This is a genomic window from uncultured Serinicoccus sp. (assembly GCF_947500995.1).
In the GTDB taxonomy this organism is placed as follows: domain Bacteria; phylum Actinomycetota; class Actinomycetes; order Actinomycetales; family Dermatophilaceae; genus Ornithinicoccus.
This window is the reverse complement of sequence record NZ_CANMUA010000006.1, coordinates 189211-205465: the sequence shown is the minus strand read 5'-3', so window position 1 is coordinate 205465 and position 16255 is coordinate 189211. Positions and strand designations below refer to the sequence as shown.

At 73.9% G+C, this 16255-nt stretch carries 19 protein-coding genes; 15 read left to right on the top strand and 4 right to left on the bottom strand.

The genetic code is table 11. From position 1 onward, the window contains the following. Positions 1–8 precede the first annotated feature (8 nt). From Q0967_RS10980 to Q0967_RS10925, 12 genes are all read left to right on the top strand, one after another. Entirely contained in the window at positions 9–854 is an 846-nt protein-coding gene (locus Q0967_RS10980; protein WP_299450003.1) for an alpha/beta hydrolase, read from the top strand. Positions 855–975: 121 nt separating this feature from the next. After that, a complete protein-coding gene (locus tag Q0967_RS10975; RefSeq protein ID WP_299450000.1) occupies positions 976–1368 on the top strand; it encodes a hypothetical protein in 393 nt (130 codons plus the stop codon). Between the two features lie 137 nt (positions 1369–1505). Then, complete coding sequence (locus tag Q0967_RS10970; RefSeq protein ID WP_299449997.1) at positions 1506–1730, top strand: hypothetical protein; 225 nt, start codon at positions 1506–1508, stop codon at positions 1728–1730. Between the two features lie 75 nt (positions 1731–1805). After that, positions 1806–2018, top strand: coding sequence for a DUF2945 domain-containing protein (locus Q0967_RS10965; RefSeq protein WP_299449994.1), 213 nt, complete (start codon positions 1806–1808; stop codon positions 2016–2018). Between the two features lie 46 nt (positions 2019–2064). After that, a complete protein-coding gene (locus Q0967_RS10960; protein ID WP_299449991.1) occupies positions 2065–2499 on the top strand; it encodes a hypothetical protein in 435 nt (144 codons plus the stop codon). 144 nt (positions 2500–2643) lie between these two features. Continuing rightward, positions 2644–3807 carry a PIG-L deacetylase family protein gene (locus Q0967_RS10955; protein WP_299449988.1) on the top strand — a complete coding sequence of 388 codons (1164 nt, stop codon included), beginning with the start codon at positions 2644–2646 and terminating at the stop codon, positions 3805–3807. Then, entirely contained in the window at positions 3804–4817 is a 1014-nt protein-coding gene (locus tag Q0967_RS10950; RefSeq protein WP_299449985.1) for an ATP-grasp domain-containing protein, read from the top strand. Before Q0967_RS10955 ends, Q0967_RS10950 begins: the two co-directional genes overlap by 4 nt. Further along, positions 4814–5518 carry a PHP domain-containing protein gene (locus Q0967_RS10945; RefSeq protein WP_298751347.1) on the top strand — a complete coding sequence of 235 codons (705 nt, stop codon included), beginning with the start codon at positions 4814–4816 and terminating at the stop codon, positions 5516–5518. The genes Q0967_RS10950 and Q0967_RS10945 overlap by 4 nt, the downstream gene beginning before the upstream one ends. After that, positions 5515–7014, top strand: a complete 1500-nt coding sequence (locus tag Q0967_RS10940) for a glycosyltransferase family 2 protein (protein ID WP_298751349.1) — start codon at positions 5515–5517, stop codon at positions 7012–7014. Before Q0967_RS10945 ends, Q0967_RS10940 begins: the two co-directional genes overlap by 4 nt. Continuing rightward, positions 7011–7151, top strand: a complete 141-nt coding sequence (locus tag Q0967_RS10935) for a hypothetical protein (RefSeq protein WP_298751351.1) — start codon at positions 7011–7013, stop codon at positions 7149–7151. Before Q0967_RS10940 ends, Q0967_RS10935 begins: the two co-directional genes overlap by 4 nt. Then, positions 7148–8968, top strand: coding sequence for a hypothetical protein (locus Q0967_RS10930; protein ID WP_299449981.1), 1821 nt, complete (start codon positions 7148–7150; stop codon positions 8966–8968). Before Q0967_RS10935 ends, Q0967_RS10930 begins: the two co-directional genes overlap by 4 nt. A 29-nt stretch (positions 8969–8997) precedes the next feature. Continuing rightward, positions 8998–9708, top strand: coding sequence for a hypothetical protein (locus Q0967_RS10925; RefSeq protein WP_298751355.1), 711 nt, complete (start codon positions 8998–9000; stop codon positions 9706–9708). Between the two features lie 16 nt (positions 9709–9724). Here Q0967_RS10925 and Q0967_RS10920 read toward each other — a convergent pair whose 3' ends face one another. From Q0967_RS10920 to Q0967_RS10910, 3 genes are all read right to left on the bottom strand, one after another. Next, positions 9725–10540 (bottom strand): class F sortase, encoded by an 816-nt coding sequence (locus Q0967_RS10920; RefSeq protein WP_299449978.1) that lies wholly within the window; start codon positions 10538–10540, stop codon positions 9725–9727. Beyond that, the gene (locus Q0967_RS10915) at positions 10537–11484 is read right to left on the bottom strand and encodes a hypothetical protein (protein WP_298751359.1); all 948 of its coding nucleotides are present in this window, start codon (positions 11482–11484) and stop codon (positions 10537–10539) included. Before Q0967_RS10915 ends, Q0967_RS10920 begins: the two co-directional genes overlap by 4 nt. 134 nt (positions 11485–11618) lie before the next feature. Continuing rightward, a complete protein-coding gene (locus Q0967_RS10910) occupies positions 11619–12164 on the bottom strand; it encodes a DUF421 domain-containing protein (RefSeq protein WP_298751362.1) in 546 nt (181 codons plus the stop codon). Between the two features lie 133 nt (positions 12165–12297). Here Q0967_RS10910 and Q0967_RS10905 point away from each other — a divergent pair, with 133 nt between their 5' ends. From Q0967_RS10905 to Q0967_RS10895, 3 genes are all read left to right on the top strand, one after another. Then, complete coding sequence (locus Q0967_RS10905) at positions 12298–13647, top strand: amidohydrolase (RefSeq protein WP_298751363.1); 1350 nt, start codon at positions 12298–12300, stop codon at positions 13645–13647. 74 nt (positions 13648–13721) lie between these two features. Further along, positions 13722–15407, top strand: coding sequence for an AbgT family transporter (locus Q0967_RS10900; protein ID WP_298751365.1), 1686 nt, complete (start codon positions 13722–13724; stop codon positions 15405–15407). Positions 15408–15436: 29 nt separating this feature from the next. After that, on the top strand, positions 15437–15895 hold the full coding sequence (locus Q0967_RS10895) for a hypothetical protein (protein WP_298751367.1): 459 nt from the start codon (positions 15437–15439) through the stop codon (positions 15893–15895). On the opposite strand, the gene Q0967_RS10890 is transcribed toward Q0967_RS10895, so the two are convergent. Continuing rightward, complete coding sequence (locus tag Q0967_RS10890) at positions 15861–16208, bottom strand: hypothetical protein (RefSeq protein ID WP_298751369.1); 348 nt, start codon at positions 16206–16208, stop codon at positions 15861–15863. The two genes, Q0967_RS10895 and Q0967_RS10890, sit on opposite strands and share 35 nt — an antisense overlap. Positions 16209–16255: the final 47 nt, after the last annotated feature.

Sequence of the window (16255 nt, the reverse complement as noted above, 5' to 3'; positions counted from 1 at the left end):
ATGGGCACATGCCCCAGACCTCCCGCCGCCGGAGACTGCTCCGCCGGCTCGTCCGCGTGGGGGTCGTCCTTCTCGCCGTCGTGGCGGTGATGCTCGTGGCGGTGTGGGGTCTGCAGCGGTACTTCATCTACTTCCCCGACCGCTCGCCGGTGCCGCCCGCCGCCGAGGTGGTGCCGGGGGCGCGCGACGTCACCGCGCTGACCTCCGACGGGCTGGAGCTCGGGGCCTGGCTGGTGCCGGCCGAGGCGTCGGCGGACCGCGACCTCGCGGTGCTCTTCGCCCACGGCAACGGGGGCAACCGGGAGGGAGGGGCTGACCTCGCCCGGCGGCTCAGCGAGCGTGGGTTCACCGTGCTGCTCATGGACTACCGGGGCTACGGCGGCAACCCGGGCACCCCGTCGGAGGAGGGTCTGGCCAGGGACGCGATCGCCATGTCCGACCTCCTGGCTCGGGAGGGCTTCCCGCCGGACCGGGTGGTCTACGTGGGCGAGTCCCTGGGCACGGGGGTGGTGGCCCGGCTGGCGGAGGAGCGACCCCCGCACGCGATGCTGCTGCGCTCACCCTTCACCGACCTGGTCGAGGTCGGCCGCGCGCAGTACCCGATCCTGCCGGTCGGTGCGCTGCTGCGGGACCGCTTCGACGTGCTCTCCCGGGTCTCGCAGACGACGGTCCCCGTCACCGTCGTCCGCGCCGATGAGGACTTCATCGTGCCCAGCGAGCTGAGCGCCCGCGTGGCCGCGGCAGCCCCGACCCTCGTCGAGGAGGTCGTCCTCCCCGGCGTCGGTCACAACGACCCGGCAATGACCGGTCCACCCCTGGTCGACGCCGTCGTCCGCCTCGTGGAGGCGGTCTGACGTCCAGCAGGAGCCGGGGGCGCTGCGTCCGCCTCCGTCCTGGCCAACCCCGGCCGACCCGCGTCCGGTGCCGCGCCTGCGGTGCTCCCGGCGCCTAGGGTGAGCCCATGGGACGTGCCGCATGACCTGGACCCGCCACCGCCCCAAGGCGCTGTCCTGGGCGCTGCTGCTCGCCTTCGTCCTGGTCGTGGGCTTCACCATCGCCCGCTACACCGGGGGAGGGGTGTCCGTGGGCGAGGACCTGCTGGGGCTGGTGGTGCGGCTGGCGGTGCTCGTGCTCGTCGTGCTGGCCTACCTGCGCACCGGTGGCAGCACCGAGGTGTCCCGGAAGGGGCTGGTCGTGCACAACGGGCTGCGCGCCACCCAGGTGCCGGCGCAGGCCGTCCGCACCATCCAGGAGGACCCCCGCCGGGGTGGTGTCGTCGCGCTGCTCACGACCGGCCAGGCCGTGGAGCTCCCGGGGGTGCCGATCACCGACGTGCGGCAGGTGCGGCGCGCGCTGAAGGGGCGCTGAGGCATACCAGGCATACCGGGGGCCGTTCATCCTGCGCGCCTCGCCACGGTGACCCACGATGGAAGACCCAGCCCCCGGGGCGGTGCCCCCGTGCGCGTTGCGCGAGGCCCCTGACCCCTGACACACCGAGGAGACACATGATCACCACACTCTCGTCCTACGGGCTCCGGTCCGACCACTGCTACGCGGCCGGGTTCGCCTCGATCGGGCTGTCCTTCGCGAGCCACTTCCTCTCGCGGGGCAAGAAGGATGACAGCAAGGCCCAGGCCGACCGCTGGGGGCTGTTCGTCGGCGAGTGGGCGCCCACGTTCTTCGCCCTCGGCGTCGCGCTCAGGCTGGAGGAGTCCACGACCGTCCTCTGAGGACACCCACCTCGCCGGCTGCCGCCCCCGCCCGGGGCGGCGGCCGGCGTCATCCGCGCAGGAGAAGGAGCAGGTATGGCGATCCGCACCGGCACGACGGTCCGCTGGAAGTGGGGCGACGACTACGCCGAGGGCAAGGTCACCGAGGTCCACCACGAGACGGTCGAGCGCCAGAGCAAGGGCAACACGATCAAGCGCAAGGGGAGCGACGACGACCCCGCCTACGTCATCGAGCAGGAGGACGGCACCACGGTGCTCAAGCTGAGCAGCGAGGTGGAGCGCGCCTGAGCGCGGTCGGGGCGACGCGCCGGCCGCAGGTTCCTACCCTGGGGACGTGAGCGCACCGGACCCGCCCAGCGAGTGGCTGATGCAGCCCCGCTGGTTGCCGACGCTGCGCGCGGCGATCGGCGGGGCGGTCATCGCCAGCGCCGTGACCGCGCTGGCGCTGGCCTACCCCTGGCGCGGGCTCGAGATCGCCCTCGTCGCGCTCTGGGGAGGGTATGGCGCGTTCCTCGTCTGGGCCAGCCGTCGCGAGCGCAGCGGCACCCGGCTCGAGGACGACGCTCTCGTCGTGACCTCCGGCGGGCGGACGACCCGCCTCACCCGCGGCGACATCCTCGACCTGCGCACCGACCAGCCGGGGGCGCGGGCCTGGAGGGTGCAGGCCGTGCTCAGCGACGGCCGCCTCATGACCCTGCTGGCCGTGCCGCCGGCCGAGCTGGAGCGGCTGCGGCGCTGGCACGTCGGCGGGCCCGCCGGAGCCCGCTGACCACCGACGACGCGGGACCGGGGGGTGGGAGGCCCTCTGGGTATAGGAACAGTAAAGAAACGGCTGATCGGTGCGGTCCGGGGTGGTCGCGACCCTAGGCTGGACGAGCGCACGGAGGGAATCGTCCAGGAGGGAGCCGACGGCGTGGAGAACTCCACCGACGACCAGCCGCAGGTGCTGCCCTCCGGGGCTGCCACCTGGCATCCCGGCGGGACGGGCCTCCCGGGCGTGGTGCACTCCACCCCGCCGCCCCCCTCCACCGTCCTCCTCGTCGGCGAGGACCCCGGCGAGCAGATCCTCGCCTGCCTGCGTCGCGCCGGCTGCACCGTGGAGTCGGTGGAGCCCTGGGCGGCCGTCGAGCGGGCGGCCGACGCGGGGTCGGTCCGGCTCGCGGTCGTCTCCTCCGCGGTGATGGCCCACGGCGAGGGCGAGAGCCTGGTCGGCGACCTGCGAGGCGTCGTCCCCGGTCTCGAGGTGCTGCTGCTCGCGGCCACCGACCAGCTCGATCCCACGCTGCTGGTCCGGGCGCTGCGGGCGGGGGTCGCCGACGTCGTGGACCCGGACGACGTCATCACCCTCTCCACCTGCGTCGACCGGGTCCTCGCCCGCTCCCAGGAGGCCGCGGAGCGGGTCCTGGCGGTCGGGGCGCACCCGGACGACGTCGAGATCGGCTGCGCCGGGACGCTGCTCGACCATCGCCGCCGCGGTGACGACATCGTCATCCTCACCATGAGCCGGGGCGCCGTCGGCGGGGACCAGCAGGACCGGCTCGGCGAGGCCGAGGCCGCGGCGGCCCGCATCGGTGCCCGGCTGCTCATCGCCGACCTGCCGGACACCCGGATCGACGGGGGCGTGGACACCATCCGCCTCATCGAGGCGGTCGTGCGGTCCGTCGACCCCACGGTGGTCTACACGCACACCAAGCACGACAACCACCAGGACCACCGGGCGGTCAACACCGCCGTGCTCAGTGCGGTGCGGCAGGTGCCCCGGGTGTACGCCTACCAGTCGCCGTCGTCCTCCAACGACTTCTCGCCCACCCGCTACGTCCCCGTGGACGCCGTCATCGCCCAGAAGGTCGAGGTGCTCTCGTTGTTCGAGTCCCAGCGTGAGCGGACCTACCTCGAGCCCGAGTCCGTGGTCGCCTCGGCCCGCTACTGGGCCCGCAGCCTGGCACCCCGGGCCCGGTACGCCGAGCCCTTCGAGGTGATCCGCACCTTCACGCCTGACCGGTCCGACCTGCCCGGGCACGGCCGCAAGGACGCCACCGCCTCGCTCTTCCACCTGCCGACGGGGGCCCGCGGATGAGCGCGCAGGCAGCGGCCCAGCGACCGGTCGTCCTGGTCACCGGGGCGGGTGGAGCGGCCGCCGTGACCCTCATCGAGGCGCTCGCCGACGACTGGACCGTCGCGGCCGCGGACCTGGACCCGCTGGCCGTCGGGCTCTACCTCGTGCCGGTCGAGCGACGAGGTCTGCTGCCGAGGGGGGCCGACCCGCGCTTCGTCGACGAGCTCCTCGACCTCGCCCTGCGGGTCGGGGCCCGGCTCGTCGTCCCCACCGTGGACGTGGAGCTCGCGGGGGTGGCCGCTGCCCGCGACCGCTTCGCCGAGCACGGGATCGCCCTCCTGGTCGAGCAGCCCGAGACGCTGCGGCTGTGCCTGGACAAGCACCTGCTCATGCAGCACTGCGCCGAGGTGGTGCGGGTGCCTCGCACGGTGCTCTGGGACGACCGGGCCACCGCGGCGCAGGTGGAGGAGGAGCTCGGGCTGCCCTTCATCGTCAAGCCCCGCCAGGGCGCCGGAGGTCGCGGGTTCGCCGTGCTGCACAGCGCCCAGGAGCTCGACCTGGTGCCCCAGGACGGGACCGTCATCGCGCAGGAGCACCTCCCGGGCGAGGAGTTCTCCATCGACGTGCTCGGCCGCCCCGGCGGCGGCCCCCCGGTCGCGGCGGTCCCTCGGCGTCGGGACAAGGTCGACTCCGGCATCGCCGTGGCCGGCCGCACGGTGGCCGACCCGGAGCTGGTCGCGGCCGGACGCGCGGTGGCCGAACGCATCGGCGTCGTGGGCGTGGTCAACGTGCAGGTGCGCCGCGCGGCGGACGGCACCCCGGCGCTGCTGGAGGTCAACCCCCGGTTCCCCGGCACGATGTCGCTCACCCGCGCCGCGGGCATCGACATGCCGCGGCTGGCCGCGCAGGCCGCCCTGGGCGCCGACCTCCCTAAGAGCCTCGACTTCACCGAGGTCGCCGTGGTCCGGCACTGGGCGGACGTCGTGGTGCCGGTGGCCGACTACCCCTTCACCCCGGACCCTCGGCCGTGATCGACACCGGGGCCGACTGGCACACCCACTCCACCACCACCGATGGGCACGACCCCCTGGCGGACATGGTCGGGGCCGGGGCGGCCGCGGGGCTGCACACGATCGGGCTCTCGGACCACGTGCGCGCCAGCACCGACTGGCTCCCGGACTACGTGCGCGAGGTCCGTGGGCTCGCCGACTCCGCGCCCCTGACGGTCCGCTGCGGCGTCGAGGTGAAGATCCTCGACGCGACGGGGCGGCTGGACCTGCCTGCCGAGCTGCCGCCGCTGGACTACCTGCTGGTCGCGGACCACCAGTTCCCGGGGCCGGACGGCCCGGTCCACCCGGACCGGGTGCGGGCCCTGCTGGAGGAGGGGGTCTGGGACGCCGCGTCGGCCCTCGACATGCTCGTGACGGCGACCGCGCGGGCGCTCGCCGCCAGCCCCGTGCCGCCCGGCCTGGCCCACCTGTTCAGCCTGCTGCCCAAGTGCGGGCTCGACGAGCAGCAGGTCTCCGACGAGCACCTCGACGCCCTCGCCGACGCCTGCCTGGCGACCGGCGGGTGGGTCGAGGCCAACGAGAAGTGGCGCTGCCCCGGCATACCCGCCCTGGCGCACCTCGCGCGCCGCGGTGTCGCGCTCAGCGCCGGCAGCGACGCCCACCGTGCGGCCGACGTCGGTCGTTGGGACTACGTGCCGGCGGTCGTCCGGGAGCTGACGTGATCGCCGGGCCGACGGACGTGTTCGTCGGCGTGCTCACGGCCCTGGTGCTGCTCGGGGCGCTGCCCATGGTCGTCTCGACCGTCGGCTTCCTCATGGTCACCGGCCACCGGTGGCGGACCCACTACGGCGCCGTCGACCCCGGGGAGCTGCCGCGGGTCGCCGTCCTGGTGCCGGCGTGGAACGAGGCACCGGTGCTCGAGCACTCGGTGGACCGGATGATGGACCTGGACTACCCGCCCGACCGGCTGCGGCTCGTCGTCGTCGACGACGCCAGCACCGACCACACGCCCGAGCTGCTGGCCGACGCCGCACGGCGTCACCCCGGCCGGGTGGTGGCCCTGCGTCGTGAGCAGGGCGGGCAGGGCAAGGCGCACACGCTCAACCACGGCCTCGACGTGCTCCTCGAGGACGACTGGGCGCAGGCCGTGCTCATCACCGACGCCGACGTCATCTTCCGGCCGGACGCCATCGTCCGCATGACCCGCCACCTCGCCGACCCGCAGGTCGGGGCGGTGACCGCCTTCATCCGCGAGGCCAGCGAGCCCTCGAGCTGGCTGAACCGCTACATCGGCTACGAGTACGCCGGCGCCCAGCTCGCGGCCCGTCGCGCCCAGAACGTCGTGGGGGCGCAGGCCTGCCTGGCCGGAGGGGCCCAGCTGCTGAGCCGCGAGAACCTCGTGGACCTGGGCGGGCGGATCGACACGACCACCCTGGCGGAGGACACCGTCACCACCCTGAAGACGCAGGTGGCCGGGCGTCGGGTGATCTTCGACCCGCACGCCGAGTGCCTCGCCGAGGAGCCGGCCTCGGTCGCCGGGCTGTGGAAGCAGCGCCTGCGCTGGTCGCGCGGCAACCTGCAGGTCACCCGGCGCTTCCACGGGGTGTTCTTCCGCCCCCACCGGGAGCACCACCTCGGCAACCTGTGGTTCGGGCTCCAGTGGTACTGCACCATGCTGCTGCCCGCCTTCATGATCCTCGCCTCCGCGGCCCTCGTGGCGATGTGGCTGCTCGACTCCGCGAGCGCGTGGCTGGCCTTCCAGGCGTACTGGGGGATCAGCGCCCTGGCGTTCGTCTACAGCACCGTCTTCACGCTCCTCCTGGACGGTCGCATCGCGCGGCGCAGCTGGGTCCAGGCCGTCACGTTCCCGGGCCTGGTGAACCTCGCCATCCTGTGCTGGGTGCTGGCCCCGGCGCCCGTCGAGCTCGCCGTGGGCCAGCTCGCCCAGGGGGTGGGGCTGGACCCCGGCCCCGGGGCCCGACGCTGGTTCGAGCTGGCGGTCTACCTGTGGACGTCGTGCTGCATGCTGGCCGCCTGGGCGGTGCGGCGGGTCGACGTCATGCGGCCGGGGAGCCGCGTGGTGGTGCCGCTGCTCGTCCTCGTCGGCTACGGCCCGCTGCTGTGCGCCATCACCTTCGCCGCCTACGTCGCGCAGGCGCGCGGTGCCGCCACCACGTGGGACAAGACCGAGAAGACAGGCAAGGTGGCGCTCTCATGACCCGTCCCGCTCGACCCGCCCCCAAGGAGATGCTGCGCGCCGACGTCCGCAGCGAGAGAGGAGTGCTGTGGAAAGGACTGCTCGCCCTGGTCCTCGTGCTGCTGCTCGCCTACCTGCGGCAGCGGTGGTGGGTATGACGCGCCGCCGCCCCTCCGCGCCCCTGCTGGCGTGGACGCGGGTCGCCCTGGTCGCCGGCCTGAGCCTGCTCATGACGTTGCCGCCGTCCGCCGGCGCCGCCCAGACGCAGGAGACCGCCGAGGGTCAGGCAGGGGGTGCCGAGCCGATTGGCTGGCCGTGGGTCCGCGCCCAGCTGGGGTCGGGCACCCCCGTCGCGACGCCGTCCGTCATCGCCCCCGACGAGGCCTACCCGGACGCCTGGACCGGACCGCTCTCCGGCACCTTCGAGCTGGTGGGGGTGGACCCGCCCGGGCAGCTCACGCAGACGCCCGTCGAGCTGGACGAGGCGCCCGACCCGGACGCCCCGGGTGTGGTCCACGGGCAGGTGAGCGTCCCGCCCTCACCCGGGCGGTGGATCATCGACGTGGTCCGACGGACCCCGGGCGGGGAGGTCTCCGCCCAGCTCCAGACGCTCGTGGACCCCGCAGGCCGCTTCAGCGTCGACCTGGCGGCGGCGGCGCCGGGGACCGGCGAGTGGGGGCTCCGGCTGCTGGACGCCCAGGCCGGGTATGCCCAGCACGGGGCGACCTGGCCCAGCCCCGCCGTCTTCGAGCACCTCGAGGTCCAGCTCTGGGTGGTCACCGACGCGGCCTACCACGTGGGGACCACCACCGCGCGGGTGGACGGCACGTTCCTGCTCCCCGAGAGCCGGCCGGGCGCCAAGGTCCTGCGGCTCGTGGACACCCGTACCGGGCAGGTGCTCGCCGGGGCCGCACCGGACACCGGGCTGGTGCGCTCCTTCGACGTGCCCGAGGCGCACCCGCTGCACGGGCGGACCTACGCCTACGACCAGGCGCTGGCGCTGCTCACGGCGTTGTCGGTCGGCGACGAGGAGACCGCCCGCCGGCTGGGCCAGGGACTGCTCGCGCTGCAGGTCGACGACGGTCCCCAGCAGGGGGCCCTGGTGGCCTCCTCGGCCGTGCTGGCCCCGGGCTACGCCCGCCCCGAGCTGCGCACCGGCATCCACGGCGTCGGGACCTATGCGTTGCTGCGCTGGCTGGGAGAGCTGGACCCGCAGGACCCCGCGCGCGCGGAGGCCGAGGCCGGAGCCACCTGGGCGGTGGCCTGGCTGATGCACCAGCAGGTCCCGGAGGGGCCGTTGGCCGGCCTGGTCACCGCGGGCTACGGCCAGGACGGGCCGGGCGGCTTCGACCCGGACGCCGCGTTGCCGTGGGCGTCCACCGAGCACAACCTCGACGCGTGGCACGCCCTCGACCTGGCGGGGACGACCCTGTCCGGGGCGTCGGGCGTGGCGGCCGGCCAGGCGGCGGACCGGCTGGACGCGGCGGTCATGGCGCTGCTCTGGGACCCCCAGGTGGGGGGCTTCCTGCAGGGGCGCAGCCCCGCCGGTCCCGACCCCACCCGCGCGCTGGACGTCGACTCCTGGGGAGCGGTCTGGCTGCAGGCCACGGGACGACCCTCCCTCGCCGCCGGCGCGCTGGCCCGCACCGCCGACCTCGCATGGACCCACGACGGGCGCAGCGGGTATGCCCCGCACGTGGTGCAGCAGCCCCTGGTGTGGACCGAGGGGACCGCCGGCGTCGCCCTGGCGCAGCAGCGGGTGGGCGATGCCACGGGGGCCCGGGCCACCCTGGACGGGCTCGGTCCGGCCGGACCCGACGGTGCGCGACCGGGAGCCACGCGCGACGACGCGGCCGTCTCCATGACCACGGCATCCGCGGTGGCGGGTGTCACCTGGGTGCTGCTGACCGAGCAGGCCCTGGCCGGCCGACCGAGCATCTGGGACACCTCCGCACCGACAGGAGCCAACGACTGATGGCCTACAGCCAACCCCGCGGGTACCGGATGCCCAGCAGCGTCTCCCTGCCCCACGTGACCCGTCGGCTGGAGCTGCTCGGCTGGCCGCTGTGGCGTGCCGAGGTGGTCTCGACGCTGGCGACCGTCTGCCACGAGGTGCTCTCCACGGACGACCCGGACGACGTCTACGCGCGACTCTCGCACGACCAGGTCACCCGCGCCGACCTCACGCTCAGCGCGGCCCACCGGAACAGCCTCATCGCCCAGGCCGCGGAGTTCATCGACGTGGCGCACGGGCTCATGGCCATGCCGTCCGCGCGTCCCGTCTCGCCGGCGCTGGACCTGCGGTGCCGCGCGCAGTTCATGGACGACCCGGACCATCCGGGTGGCCCCTGGACCTACGTGCTCTTCGGCACGCAGATGGCGGTGCTGCACGCCGCGTTCGCCGACATGGACGGCATCGAGGCATACCCCGTGGACGGCGGCGGGGCGGCGGACCCCGAGGGGGAGGAGAGGGCGGCCGTCTGGGACCGGGTCCTCGCTCCGTATGCCCGCTTCACGCCTCTCTCGGTCTCCGCGCCCGAGCCGCAGGTGCTCTTCGACGTCATCGAGTCCGAGGACGCCGGTGCCGAGGGTGACGACGCGCTGGCCGCCCAGGGGAAGGTGACCGTCAGCGCGGTCGTCGAGGCCAGTGCCCGCCTCGGGACCGGGCCGCAGGCAGACGTGCGCGAGCGGCTCCTGTCGCCCCCACCGGGCTAGGGCCCCGGCATCGGCCTCAGGTCGTCCGGGTCGCCTGGACCACCCAGTTGTTGAGGCCGTGCCCGGTCACGTCGACGTCCTGGCCCAGATCGCAGGAGAACAGCGAGACCGTGCGCCCCGGCTCGTCCAGGCTCCATACCCAGGCGTAGTCGGTGCCGGCCTTCTCGGTGACCTCGTTCTTGGGCACCGACAGGGCGTCCGCGTCGACGTGGAAGCTCGCCTCCTGGCCGTCCGCGTAGCCGATGACGACGACATCGCCGGCCCGCACCTCGCCCAGGCGGTGGAAGACGTCCCGCACGCCGTCGTAGCTGGTGTGCCCGGCCAGCACCCCGGGGTAGGTCGACAGGTCCCCGGGCACGGTGGACCACTGCGGCGGTCCGTACCAGCCCACCACCCCCGGCGGAGGGTCCAGCTCGTCCCGGTCGTTGAGCTGGGTGAGCGCCACGGGCGCGTCGACGAGCACCTCCTCGCCCCGGGCGATGGTCACGTGGACGGGCCCCTCCTGCGGGTCGCCCGTCATCTCGGGCTGCACCGGGGTGGGTGTCGTGGTCGTGGCCGCCGCGCGGGTCGCGGTGGTCTGTGAGGGCGACGTGCGAGCCGCGGCGTCCGTCGTCGGGGTCGCCCGGGCCCTGCCGGTCACCTCCCCGGCGTCCGGCGCTGAGGTCACGGCGGGCGGCGGGGCGCTCGCCGCGGCGACGGGGTCCGGCCCGGCGGCCGTCGGGGCACCCCGCCACCCCCAGAAGGCCATGAGGGCGCCGACCAGCACGAGCGACAGGAGCGCCAGGGTGACGGCCCGGCGCGCCGGCCGGGGGCGGTGAGCCGTGTCGGTCACGCGCCGCGGCGCACCAGGCCGAGCTCGGCCAGGGACAGCAGGGCCAGGCCCAGACCCAGGCCCGTGGCCAGCGGGTCGGCACCTCCATCGGTCTGGACCTTCCCGGGGATCTGGTGCTCACCGCCGCCCGGCTGGGCGGGCGCCGGCTGCGCGGGGGTCGTGGGCTCGCCGGGCTCCGGGGCGCAGTCCTGCTCGACCTCGATCTCACCCTCACCGGCGAGGAGGACCTCCTCGCCGGTGGGCTCCAGGTCCTCGTCCAGGCCGGTCGCGCTCGCCCAGTAGACGAGGTCGTCGGAGACCTCGACGGTGGAGGACGCGCCGGGGGCGAGGAGGAAGGAGCCCTCGAAATCCTCCGCGAAGGGGTCGCCGTAGACGACGACGACCTCCTCGTCGGTGCGGCTGGTGAAGGTCACCGCCCCGCAGGTGACCTCGGCCGAGGTCCACTCCTCCTCGGGGAGGGAGTCGAACTCGTCGCAGTCCTCGGTCGAGACGCCGGTGACGGCGAGCGGGCCGTGCAGCAGGGTCTGCTCCGCGGGGGCGGTGCGGTCGTAGACCAGCACCTGGAAGGTCGCGACCTCGCCCTCCTCCAGCCAGTCGCTGTAGATGCCCGCCGATCCGTCGTAGAAGCGCTCGATCTCGATCGTGACCCAGCTGCCGTCCACCTCCTCCTGCAGCACGAGGTTCAGATCCCTGTCGTCCCCGGCGTACTCGACGTAGACGTTGTAGGAGCTGTCCCAGCACTCCGGACCGACGTACTCGACGTCGAAGTCCTCGGCCGGCAGCGCCTGGACCGCCGCGTCCTCGGCGGGAGCGGGTTGAGCAGTCTGCGAGGCGTCGTCCTCCAGGGCTGAGGCGGCCGGGACGACGAGGAGCGACATGAGGACGAGCGCGATGCCGGCCAGGAGGGCCACCAGCGGGCGCAGGGTGGGGAGGGGTAGGGACATGTGCGTCTCCGGGGGTGGTGAGGTGCATCCGCGGCCGATGGCGGCCGGTCGGAGCGGCGCCCCGTCGACGGAATGCTAGGTCCCCACCACCCCGCTGAACAGATGCTCGCCGAAAGTGTGTGTTGTGATGTGGATCACTCAGGGAGCTCGTCGTCGTCGCAGGTCAGAGGCGTCCACCGGGGCACGGTCGCCAGCGCCTCCCCGTCGCCGACCGAGGAGCCGGCGACGACGCTCAGGGTGCCGTCCGGCTCCAGCACCACGGCGCCGACCGAGTCGAGCCCGCCGTGACCGCTGGAGCGGATGGCCTGCATGACCTCGTCGCGGGTGAGCCGCACCCGCGAGAGCTGGTCCTCGAGGAGCCGGCCGTGGGCGACCACCAGACTGGGTTCGGCGTTGACGAAGGAGCGTCCTCCGGGCAACCGGCTGCTGACGAGGGTGACGATCATCTGCGCCAGGACGAGCAGCGCCATGCCGGTCAGGGCGTCGACGAAGAGCACGTCCTTGCTCAGCACCGCGCTGGCCAGGATGGACCCGAGCGCGACCGTGACCACCAGGTCGAAGGCGCTGAGCTTGGCCAGGATGCGCTTGCCGCCGAGGCGCAGGAGCACCACCAGCGTGACGTAGGAGGCGGCTCCCACGAGCACGATCCTCAGGACGGTGGACCACGAGTCGAACCACATGGTGGGGGACCTCTCATCGGCGACGGCAGGGCCTCAGTCTGCGCCCCGGCCCCCTCCCGGGGTGGCGCCACCCGACGGAGGCGTCCGGAGTTCTCGCCTCGACAGCGCTTACAACCTGAGTAGTCTGCTGCAGATGCAGCCTGACGCACCCCGCATCTCGACGGCCTTCCTCGACGAGCTCGAGCGGCAGACCCGCGCGACCGTCGCCGCGGCCGACCCGCCCGACAGCCCCTTCGCCGGGGCGCCGCAGGAGGATCTCGCGCGCCTGAGCGCCCTGGTCGAGGAAGGCACCGAGGACCTGGTGGGGGTGGCGCGGCAGCTGCACGCCGACCCCGAGCTGGCCTACGAGGAGCACCGCTCTGCCGCCCTGCTCGCCGACCTGATCACCCGGCGCACCGGCATACCGGTCGAGGTCGGGGCCCACGGCGTCGAGACCGCGCTGCGGGCGGAGGTCGCCACCCCCGGCTTCGACCCCGACCGGCACCGCACGGTGGCGGTCCTGAGCGAGTACGACGCGCTCCCCGGGATCGGCCACGCGTGCGGCCACAACGTCATCGCCGCCACGGGGGTGGGGGCGTTCATCGCCCTCGCGCGGCTGGTCGCCGAGGCCGGCAGCGAGGTGCAGGGCCGGGTCGTCTTCCTCGGCACGCCGGCCGAGGAGGGACACACCGGCAAGGAGGTCATGGCCCGCGGCGGCGCGTGGGACGGCCTGGACGCCGCCTGTATGACGCACCCGTTCGGCTACGACGTCGTCGACACCCTCTTCCTGGGGCGCCGGCTGCTGCGCGCCACCTTCACCGGCCACCCCGCGCACGCCTCCGCCCAGCCGTTCCAGGGCCGCAACGCCCTCGACGCGGCCGCACTCGCCTACCAGGGGATCGGGCTGCTCCGGCAGCAGATGCCGCCCTCGGACCGCGTGCACGCGGTCATCACCGAGGGGGGCACGCGTCCGTCGATCATCACCGGCTCGGCGACGATGCAGCTCTACGTGCGCTCGGCCTACCCTCGGACGCTCGTCGACCTCTCCGGTCGGGTCGAGCGGGTCATGCAGGGCGCCGCGACCATGACCGACACCACGGTCGAGCTGGAGTGGGACCACTACCCACCCTCGCTACCCATCCGCGGCAGCGCCGCCCTGGGCGGGCGCTGGGTGCGCAGCCTGGGGGAGCGCGGCCGGCAGGTGCTGCCCGCCGGGACCGTGCCCGACGTGCTCGCCGGGTCCACCGACTTCGGCAACGTCAGCGTCCGGGTGCCCGGCATCCACCCGATGATCGCCATCGCCGGGCCCGACGCCGCGCTGCACACCGAGGAGTTCGCGGCGGCCGCCGCCACCGAGGCCGCCGAGCGGGCGGCGGTCGACGGTGCGGTCGGGCTGGCCCACACGGCCTGGGACTTCCTGGCCGACGAGGAGCTGGCGCGCGCGGCGCGCGAGGAGTTCGAGGCCGCCGGCGGAGCCCTCGACCCCGCCACGTACTTCGACTGAGCGGCGCCCGCCCGGGCACCACCCCGACGGAGCGGCGCCCGCCGCCCGGCCCCACGACATACCGGAGGGACGCCATGACCACTGCCACCACAGAGCGCGAGCGCCGAGGGGTCGGTGACCGGCTCCTCACCACCATCGAGCGGTGGGGCAACAAGCTCCCCGAGCCGTTCACCCTCTTCCTCATCCTGCTGCTCATCACGGGGGTCGTCTCGACCGGGATGGCGCTCGCCGACGTCACGGTGACGGTGCCCGGCACCGAGGACGGGCCGATCGAGATCCGTGGGCTGTTCACCGGTGAGGGGCTGGCGTGGTTCACCAGCAACCTGGGACCCAACTTCATCGGCTTCCCGCCGCTGCAGACGGTGCTCACGATCCTGCTGGCCGTCGGCGTCGCCGAGAAGACCGGGATGCTCGCGGCGGTGGTCCGCAAGTCCTTCGGCTCGGCGCCCCGGTGGATGCTGCCCTACGTCGTCGGGATCGTCGGCGTGACCGGCTCCGTCATGGCGGACTCGGCCTTCATCATCATCCCACCGCTGGCCGCCCTCGTCTTCAAGGCGGCCGGTCGGCACCCGGTGGCCGGGCTGCTCGGCGGCTTCGCCGCGGTGGGCGCCGGCTACTCGACCGCGCTGGTGCCCACGTCGCTGGACGCGCTCTTCGCCGGCATCACGACCGGGGTGATGGAGTCCCTGCCGGGCATCGAGACCACCCCGGTCAACCCGGTCTCGAACTACTACTTCAACGTCGTCGCGGCCCTGCTGCTGGGCATGGTGTGCGGCTTCATCATCGACCGGATCCTCGAGCCGCGGATGGTCAAGCAGGACGTGCCGACCGCGCAGGTCGACGCCGGGGAGGAGGCCGGGCAGCCGGGCGGGGCCGGCTCGGCGGAGGCGCCGGAGGAGGCCGGACGGGGTCGTGGCGCCCGGGGCGACCAGGCGGTCGACGTGGAGGCGCCCAACGACGCCGACACGGCCGACGACACCGTCGACCCCGAGCTGTCGGCGGTCGAGACGCGGGGGTTGTGGTGGTCCCTGGCCGCCGCCGGGCTGCTCACCGTGGTCGTGGTGGTCGCCCTGCTGGTGCCGGCCTCGCCGTGGCGCAACGAGGAGGGCGGCTTCCTCCCGAGCTCCCCGCTGCTGGACTCGATCGTCTTCCTCGTCTTCGCCTACTTCATGACCATGGGCGTGGTCTACGGACGGGTCGTCGGGACGGTGTCGGGCATGGGCGACATCGTGCGGATGATGAGCTCGGCGGTGAAGGACATGATGAGCTTCCTCATCCTGGCCTTCGTGCTGGGTCAGTTCATCGCCCTGTTCAACTGGACCGGGATCGGGGCGTGGATCGCGGTCAACGGGGCGGCCGGGCTGGAGGCGAGCGGGCTCACCGGCTTCCCGGCGGTGCTGGGCTTCATCCTGCTGGCCTCCTGCCTCAACCTCTTCATCGTGTCCGGGTCCTCGATGTGGACGATCATGGCGGCGGTCTTCGTGCCGATGTTCGCGCTCATCGGCCTGGAGCCGGCCTTCACCCAGGCGGCCTTCCGGGTCGGCGACTCCGCCACGCAGATCGTCACCCCGCTCAACCCCTACATGATCGTCATCCTCGGCCTGCTGCGCCGCTACGAGCCGGACGCCGGGCTGGGCACCGTCATCGCCCGGCTCGTCGTCTTCGTCGTGCCGTTCTGGGTGTCCTGGGCCGCGCTCGTCGGCATCTGGTACTTCTTCGACCTGCCGCTCGGCCCGGGCAACGGGATCTTCCTGCCCTGAGCCCCAGGGTGAGCGCCTACCATCGCCGCATGGACCTGCACCGTCTCGCCCGCGCGACAGGCCGGGTGCTGCTCGGCGGCACGCTGCTCTTCACCGGGGTGTCGCACCTCACCGTGGCCCGCGAGGAGTTCCAGGCGCAGGTGCCGTCGTGGGTGCCGGTCGACCCCGACCTCGTGGTGGTGCTCTCCGGCATCGCCGAGGTCGGGCTCGGGGCGGCACTGGTGGCGCTGCCGCGGTGGAAGGTCCCCGTCGGCTGGGCCACCGCGGCCTTCTTCGTCGCCATCTTCCCGGGCAACGTCGCGCAGTACGTCGAGGGCACGGACGGCTTCGGCCTGGACACCGACCAGGCCCGGCTGACGAGACTGTTCTTCCAGCCCGTCCTCGTGGCCTGGGCGCTGTGGTCGACCGCCGCGTGGCGGGACCGCCACCAGCTGCTGCGGCGGGAGGGGTCCGTCAGCGCCGGTCGGCGATCAGTGCCGCCGCGTTGAGGGCGGCCCAGGTGAGCGGGACCCCGGCGAGCTTGGCCCGCTCGGACGCCGGGCCGGTGCTGCCGAGGATGGCAGCGTCCCCCAGGTCACCGGTGATCCGCAGCAGACCCGCCACCGGTGCCAGGCCGGGCACGAAGGCGAGCGCACTGGTGCTCAGGTCGCGCACGGCGTAGGTCCACGCGAGCCGGTCGGTGGCCTGCGCGGCCGCACCCGTCTCGTCGAGCGCCGAGGACAGGTGAGAGGGACGGACGGCGGCGAAGACGGCATACCCGGCGGTCAGCGCGGCCATCGTCTTGGTCAGGGGGTAGCTCATCCCTCGACGATAGGTGCCCGGTCCGCGGGTCGCGCGGCAGGCGGGCA